Origin of the sequence: uncultured Allobosea sp. (genome assembly GCF_945956895.1) — a bacterium.
Lineage (GTDB): Bacteria > Pseudomonadota > Alphaproteobacteria > Rhizobiales > Beijerinckiaceae > Allobosea.
Window position 1 is genome coordinate 1 of sequence record NZ_CAMFJF010000110.1, and the last position, 6887, is coordinate 6887.

At 66.8% G+C, this 6887-nt stretch carries 7 protein-coding genes; 1 reads left to right on the forward strand and 6 read right to left on the reverse strand.

Features of this window, described 5'->3' with window-relative positions; genetic code table 11:
* Positions 1–1053: phosphatase PAP2 family protein (locus tag Q0Q02_RS22540; RefSeq protein WP_293812904.1), on the forward strand; the 1053-nt coding region annotated here is incomplete at its 5' end.
* Positions 1054–1161: 108 nt separating this feature from the next.
* On the opposite strand, the gene Q0Q02_RS22545 is transcribed toward Q0Q02_RS22540, so the two are convergent.
* From Q0Q02_RS22545 to Q0Q02_RS22570, 6 genes are all read right to left on the reverse strand, one after another.
* Positions 1162–2595 (reverse strand): NAD-dependent succinate-semialdehyde dehydrogenase, encoded by a 1434-nt coding sequence (locus Q0Q02_RS22545; RefSeq protein WP_293812906.1) that lies wholly within the window; start codon positions 2593–2595, stop codon positions 1162–1164.
* A gap of 301 nt (positions 2596–2896) precedes the next feature.
* Entirely contained in the window at positions 2897–3712 is an 816-nt protein-coding gene (locus Q0Q02_RS22550; protein WP_293812907.1) for an aspartate dehydrogenase, read from the reverse strand.
* Complete coding sequence (locus Q0Q02_RS22555) at positions 3709–4833, reverse strand: alpha/beta hydrolase (protein ID WP_293812909.1); 1125 nt, start codon at positions 4831–4833, stop codon at positions 3709–3711. Before Q0Q02_RS22555 ends, Q0Q02_RS22550 begins: the two co-directional genes overlap by 4 nt.
* Positions 4820–5521 carry an ABC transporter ATP-binding protein gene (locus Q0Q02_RS22560; RefSeq protein ID WP_293812910.1) on the reverse strand — a complete coding sequence of 234 codons (702 nt, stop codon included), beginning with the start codon at positions 5519–5521 and terminating at the stop codon, positions 4820–4822. The genes Q0Q02_RS22555 and Q0Q02_RS22560 overlap by 14 nt, the downstream gene beginning before the upstream one ends.
* Positions 5521–6273, reverse strand: a complete 753-nt coding sequence (locus Q0Q02_RS22565; RefSeq protein WP_293812912.1) for an ABC transporter ATP-binding protein — start codon at positions 6271–6273, stop codon at positions 5521–5523. The genes Q0Q02_RS22560 and Q0Q02_RS22565 overlap by 1 nt, the downstream gene beginning before the upstream one ends.
* On the reverse strand, positions 6270–6887 hold a 618-nt coding region (locus Q0Q02_RS22570), incomplete at its 5' end, for a branched-chain amino acid ABC transporter permease (protein ID WP_293812914.1). The genes Q0Q02_RS22565 and Q0Q02_RS22570, both read right to left, overlap by 4 nt.

Consider the following 6887-nt stretch of genomic DNA (forward strand, 5'->3'; position numbering starts at 1 on the left):
GTCGCATCCGTTTGCATTGAAACATTGCGCCGCCACGCCGGCCTTGTCATCGTCGCCATGTTCACGCTGGGCGTGGCCATTTTCGTCAGCGACAAGACAAAAAACAGCCTCGATATGGACGGCGTCGAGATGTTCGCCTGGTATCTGGGGATCGCGATCTGGTGTCTCGCCAGCCTCTATGGCGCGTATCGACTGGCATGGCTTGCCGTGGTCGCGAAGGACCCTTCGCCGTTCAAGACCTTCCTGGCACCCTTCAAGAGCTTCCTCCTCGATGGCCCGCGCATGGTCAATTTCGTGGTGGCGATGGCCGCAATGACGGTTTTCGTTGCGGGTTTCGGCGTTCTCAAAGGGGCGATAGCGCTGCTCAATCCCTTCAAATGGGACGTCGCCTTTGCCGACATCGATCGCTGGCTGCATTTCGGACGCCTGCCGCATGAGTATTTCTGGTGGTTGATCGAGTGGCCGGCAGGCATTTTCGCGATCAACTTCCTTTATAACATGTGGTTCTTCATCATGATCAGCACGATCGTGATCGTCGCGGCCGCGCGTAAAGATACGCCCCTGCGCCAGCAATATCTGATGTCGTATATGGCGGTCTGGCTCATCGCCGGGTTCTTCATCGCAACCAATTTCTCCTCGGCCGGGCCTTGTTTCTTCGAAGACCTTGGCCTCGGCTATCGGTACAAGCCGCTGATGGATGCATTGGAGCGCTCGTCCGAGGTCTGGCCGATCTGGGCGCTCAAGACGCAGGACATGCTGTGGGAAGGCTACAAGCACCAGCGTGCGGGCTCGCTGGGGATCAGCGCCTTCCCGTCCCTCCACGTCGCCAATGCGGTCCTGTTCGCCTTGTATTACAGCGAGCGCTGGAAAATCGTCGGGATCTTCATGTGGATCTTCGCGGCGTTCATCATGGTCGGTTCGGTCGTCCTCGGCTGGCACTATGCGGTCGACGGCTATGCGAGCATGGCTTTGACCTGGAGCATCTGGCACCTCGTCGGAGCCTACACGCGGCGCAAGGCCGTTGCTGTCGACGTCGTCGCCCAGCCGGCCTGAGGGCCGCCAGCGACAACTCCACGATTGGCTTTCCATCACCGGACAGGGTGAGCCGGCCCGCCCGGCCGTCGAGGCTGGGCATCAGCTTCGACGCCGAATGGGGACGCGTCAGATCGCCATCCGGTGGGACAGCGTCTTGACTGTCATGTAATGCGCCAGCCCCTCCGCCCCGCCCTCGCGGCCGTAGCCGCTGTCCTTGACCCCGCCGAAGGGCACCTCGGCGACGGAAGCTTCCAGCGTGTTGATCGAGACATTGCCGGCCTCGATGCCTTCGGCGAGTTGGTCGGCGCGCGCCGCTGAGTGCGTGAAGCCGTAGGCGGCGAGGCCGAAGGGCAGGGAATTGGCCTTCTCGATCGCTTCCTCGACCGTGCGGACGGGGTTGATGATCGCCATCGGGCCAAAGGGCTCCTCACGCAGGGCACGGGCATTGTCCGGCAATTCGGTTAGAACCGTGGGCGGGAAGAAATAGCCGCGATTGCCGAGGCGTTCGCCGCCGGTCAGCACGCGCCCGCCACGGGCTCGCGCATCGGCAGTGAGCGCTTCCAGCGCCTCGATGCGGCGGTGGTTGGCGACGGGCCCCATCTCGGTCCCGGCATCGAGGCCGTTGCCGACCGTCACGGCCTCAGCCTTCGCGACGAAAGCCTGGGTGAAGCGCTCGTAGATGTCCTGTTGCACGAAGAAGCGCGTCGGCGAGGTGCAGACCTGCCCGGCATTGCGGACTTTGCGGGTGGCGGAGAGATGGGCTGCAGCGACGGGATCGACATCGTCGCAGACGATCACCGGGGCATGGCCGCCGAGCTCCATCAGCACCGGCGTCATATGGCGCGCGGCCAGTTCCGAGAGGTGCTTGCCGACCGCGGTCGAGCCGGTGAAGGCGACGAGCCGGGTCTGGGCCTGCGGAATGAGATAGCTCGAAATCCTGGCGGGCACGCCGAAGACGAGGTTGAACACGCCGGGCGGCACGCCGGCATCATGCAGGGCTCGGGCGATGTGGAGCGCGCCGGCCGGGGTTTCCTCCGCCGCCTTGATGATGATCGAGCAGCCCGCCGCGAGCGCGCCCGCGATCTTGCGGCAGGGCTGGCTCATCGGGAAGTTCCAGGGCGAGAAGGCAGCGACCGTGCCGACCGGCTGGTGCGTCACGACATAGCGGATGCCGGGCTCGCTCGGGATGACGCGGCCATAGGCGCGCTGGCCCTCGGCCGCATCCCATTCGAAGAACTCGCAGCCCCTGACCACTTCGAGCCGGGCCTGCGCCAGCGGCTTGCCATGCTCCAGCGTGATCGAATGGGCGATTTCCTCGACGCGCTCGCGCATCAGCGCTGCGGCCTTGAGCATGATCTCGGCGCGAATGCGCGGCGCCATGCGGCTCCAGACCCGGAAGCCCTGGGCGGCGGCGGCGAGCGCGTCGTCGAGATCGGCCTGCGAAGCGAGCGGCACGGCGCCGATGACGCTCTCGTCGGCCGGATTGATGACCGGCTGCTCCTCCGCCGTCTTCCGCCAGGCGCCGCCGATATAGAGCTTGAGATCGGGATAGGTCGTCATGGAAGCCTCGGCTGGCGATGCGTTCAGCGGTCTCTGCGCGGCGTTTCCGCCGGTCTCGAGGTGGACCATAGGTGGCGGGTCATTCTGTGATCCAGTCGGCTAAATCAGATAAATTCAGATTGTTATGGTTATGAATGGCGCAGCGCTCGTTGCATGCGTCATTCTCGGGCGTCGCGACCCGTCATTGCGAGGAGCGAAGCGACGAAGCAATCCAGGGGGACTGGGTCGAGCGGTTGAACCCAGTCCCCCTGGATTGCTTCGCTACGCTCGCAATGACGACCGGCTTCGACCGAAGGCGGCTTTAACGAACCAGCGTTTGCACGCGGTTCTCGATCAGCCTGATCAGCCCCAACGCCGTCATTTCCGAGGATTTCGGGTTCGTCGCCAGCGGCCGGTTCTCGATGGCGATGTCGAGCTTGCCGAAGGCGCCCCGCGCGCTGAGCTGATGGCCGTTGCCGCCGGCGGCGGGGTCGGCGACGAGCTCGACACGGGTGCGGTCGAGCCCGATGCCGGCGAGCGCCGAAATCACCGCGACATTGGCGTTCTGCGGAAAGCGCGAAGCGGCCTCCCGGGCGGTGCCGGAGAAGAAGGCCGTCGCCTTGGTGATCTCATCCAGCGCGATCAGCTTCTCGGCCGAGGTCCCGCGCCAGGCGGCCGGCGGCTTGACGATGCGATGGATAACCTCGTCGAGCGGCAGCAGCGAGGCCGCGGCGATGCCGTCGATCCCGGCGAGCGCGCCGGGCGGGATCAGGATTTGGCTGCTATTGCTCTCGGCGGTAGCGATCAAGCGAGCGAGCAGGGCGTCATCGCAGAAGGCGCTGGTCGAGGCGACGGCGAAGGCGGGCGCATGATTGAGCGCCGCCTCACCCCAGATGCCGACCGCTTCGCGACCGGCGGCTTCGACGATGAGATCGAGGTCGAGATTGGTCAGTTCGTCCGGCGTCGTGATGAGCTTAGCGCCGCGCGGGATGTCGCCGGCTGCGGCTGCGTTGCGGACGGCGACAGCGACGATAACGATATCGCCACCCCGCTCCGCCAGCAGCTCCGCGACGCGGCGGTTGATGGCGCCCCAGCCGATCAGGGCGAGGCGTAGCGGCTTGCGCGATGGCTTCGTCATGGGCCCTCCGCCGTGCGCAAGGCCAGATCGAGCAGGGCGCCGCCGTTCAGGCCTTCCAGCATGCTGAAATGATGACCGGGGCAGATCAGGGGCGCCGGCGCTTGCCATGCCGCGGCCAGCGCAGCCGAGTGCGCCTTGAAGGCGTCGCTCTCGCCCTCGCCGACCGCGAAGGCTATCCGCGTCGCCTGTGGTCGCGGCTGGGCGATGGGGCTGAGCCTCGTGGCGCGAGCTGGATCGTCCAGCCCGAGCAGGCGACCGAGGGGGAGATGGCCGAGCGGGTTGAGGTGATAGAGACCAGAAAGCAGCAGCGCCGAGGTAATCGGCGGCGCATCCGGCGCGCAGAGCGCCATGGCGGCGAGGTGTCCCCCGGCAGAATGGCCGGAGATGTGCAGGCTGCCGGCATCGAGCCCGAGCGCATCGGCTTCGCGGACGAGGAAGTTCAGCGCGGCGACGCTCTGGGCGAGGCTCGCTTCCAGCGGTGTTTCCGGCGCCAGCCCGTAATTCGGCATGGCCACGGCATAGCCGGCATCGAGCAGGCCTTGCGCAAACTGGGCATGCTGGGCCTTGTCCGAAGCCTGCCAGTAGCCGCCATGGATGAAGACGAAGGTCGGTGCGCGGGTCACGCCGGCCGGGCGGTAGAGGTCGAGCCTCTCGAAGCGGTCCGGGCCATAGGCGAGGTCGGCAGCGCCATGCTGCGCGCGGAAGGCTTCGCCGTCGCGGCTCCATTGCCGGAACAGCGCCTTCATGTCGGCCTGCAGGCGCGGACTGTATTGCCGGCCGAGCTCGCGCAGGCTGTAGCCATCGACGAGCGTATCAGGCAGCGACTGGGCGGCGGCATGGCGGGCGCGGATGGTGAGGCCGGCTTCGCGCCTCGGCGCGAGACGGATCGATGGGCGGAAGCCGGCGAAGGTCTCGCGATAGGCCAGTTCGACGGTATGGCGGGAGAGGTGGAAGGCTTCGGGCCGGTCCGTTTCCCAGATCATCTCGCGCAGGTGATGCGGGCCGCAGCCGGCGGCGACGAGCCCGGCGAGGATGTCGCCCAGCGCATCGCGCAGGGCCTCGACCGGGTCGTTCTCGGCGCTGTGCGCGACGATTTCGGAAAGGTCTTCAGACGCCGACATAGCGATGCACCAGTTCCGCATTATCGGTGAGGTCGGTGCTGGAGCCCGACCAGACCGTGCGGCCCTTCTCGATGATGTAGTGCCGGTCGGCGATGCGCTTCAGCACGTTGATGTTCTTGTCGATCAGCAGGATCGATTGGCCCTGCGCCTTCAGCGCCTCGATGCAGCCCCAGATCTCGGCGCGGATCACCGGCGCGAGGCCCTCGGTCGCCTCGTCGAGGATGAGGAGCTTGGGATTGGTCATCAGGGCTCGGCCGACCGCCAGCATCTGCTGCTCGCCGCCCGAGAGGGTGCGGGCGGACTGGCCGGCGCGCTCCTGCAGGCGGGGGAAGAGGGCGTAGACTTGGCTTAGCGTCCAGGGCGAGGACCGTTTCAATCGGTTCGAGGCGGTGGCGACGAGGTTCTCGCGGACGGAGAGCGTCGGGAAGACCTGCCGGCCTTCCGGCACGAGGCCGATGCCGCAGCGGGCGATCTTCTCGGGCGCGATGCCGCGGACGTCCTGGTTTTCGAAGCGGATGTCGCCGCCTTTCGGCGCGAGCAGGCCCATGATCGAGCGCACGGTCGTGGTCTTGCCCATGCCGTTGCGGCCGAGCAGGGTCACGACCTCGCCCTCGGCGATGTCGAGCGCGACATCGAACAGGACCTGGCTTCGGCCGTAGGCGGATTGCAGGTTGCGCACGCTCAGCATCAGGCGTCTCCCTCTCCGAGATAGGCGGTGCGCACTTCCGGATTGTTGCGGATCTCCTCGGCCATGCCGGTCGCGATGACGCGGCCATAGACCAGCACGGAGATGCGGTCGGCCAATGCGAAGACGGCCTCCATGTCGTGCTCGACCAGCAGCATGGTGACGCGGCCCTTCAGGCCTGAGAGCATCGCGACCATCTGCTCGCTTTCGGCATGGCCGAGCCCCGCCATCGGTTCGTCGAGCAGGAGCAGGCGCGGCTCGCAGGCGAGCGCGATCGCGAATTCGAGCTGCTTCTGCTCGCCATGGGAGAGGTCGGCGACCTTGATTTCGGCGCGGTGGCTGAGGCCTGCGGTGGCGAGATGCTGGCGGGCGCGGCTGCGCAGACCCTCGTCGCGGCGCGCATTGCCGAGGAAGCGGAAGCTGTGGCCGTGATGGGCCTGCACGGCGAGCGCGACATTGTCGAGCATCGTGAAGTCCGGCAGGAGCTGGGTGATCTGGAAGGTGCGGGCGAGGCCACGCCGGACGCGCTGGGCGGTCGACAGGGCGCCGATGTCTTCGCCGGAGAGCGTGATCGCGCCCTCGTCATGGGAGAGTTCGCCGAAGAGCTGGGTCAGCAGCGTGGTCTTGCCGGCGCCGTTGGGGCCGATCAGCGCATGGATCTCGCCGTCGCGCACGTCGAGATCGACGCCGTCGGTGGCGACGAGCCCGCCGAAGCGCTTGCGCAGGCCGCGCACGGAGAGGAGCGTCGCGGTCATGGCGCGCTCCTGCCGAGGCCGAGGCGAGCGAGCAGGCCGTTGAGACCGCCTTGCGTGAAGAGCACGACGAGGAGCAGGATCGGCCCGAGGACGAGCTGCCAATGCTCGGTCCAGCTCGTCAGCACGGTTTCGAGGATGACGAGGGCGGCGGCGCCAAGCAGCGGGCCGAGCAGCGTGCCGACGCCGCCGAGGATGACCATGATCATCAGCTCGCCGGACTTGGTCCAGTGCAGCATGTCCGGGCTGACGAAGCGCAGGTAATTCGCCATCAGCGCGCCCGCCAGCCCTGCGCCCATGCCGGAGATGACGAAGGCGGCGAGCTTGTAGCGATAGGGCGCGATGCCGATCGCGGCCATGCGCCGCTCGTTCTGGCGGATGCCGGCCAGCACCAGGCCGAAGCGCGATCCGACGATGCGCCAGAGCGCCAGGAAGACCAGCGCCGCGATGGCGAGGCAGATGAAATAGAAGGTCACGTCGTCGCGCGTGTTGAGGTCGAACAGCGCGTTGCGGCGGCGGATCGTCATGCCGTCATCGCCACCATAGGCCTTGAGCGAGACGAAGAGGAAGAACAGCATCTGCGCGAAGGCGAGCGTGATCATGATGAACTGCACGCC

Excerpts from the sequence above, each read along its gene's own strand:
- Q0Q02_RS22565 (WP_293812912.1), bottom strand. The coding sequence starts at position 6,273 with ATGACCGCGACGCTCCTCTCCGTGCGCGGCCTGCGCAAGCGCTTCGGC.
- Q0Q02_RS22560 (WP_293812910.1), bottom strand. The coding sequence starts at position 5,521 with ATGCTGAGCGTGCGCAACCTGCAATCCGCCTACGGCCGAAGCCAGGTC.
- Q0Q02_RS22550 (WP_293812907.1), bottom strand. The coding sequence starts at position 3,712 with ATGACGAAGCCATCGCGCAAGCCGCTACGCCTCGCCCTGATCGGCTGG.
- Q0Q02_RS22555 (WP_293812909.1), bottom strand. The coding sequence starts at position 4,833 with ATGTCGGCGTCTGAAGACCTTTCCGAAATCGTCGCGCACAGCGCCGAG.
- Q0Q02_RS22545 (WP_293812906.1), bottom strand. The coding sequence starts at position 2,595 with ATGACGACCTATCCCGATCTCAAGCTCTATATCGGCGGCGCCTGGCGG.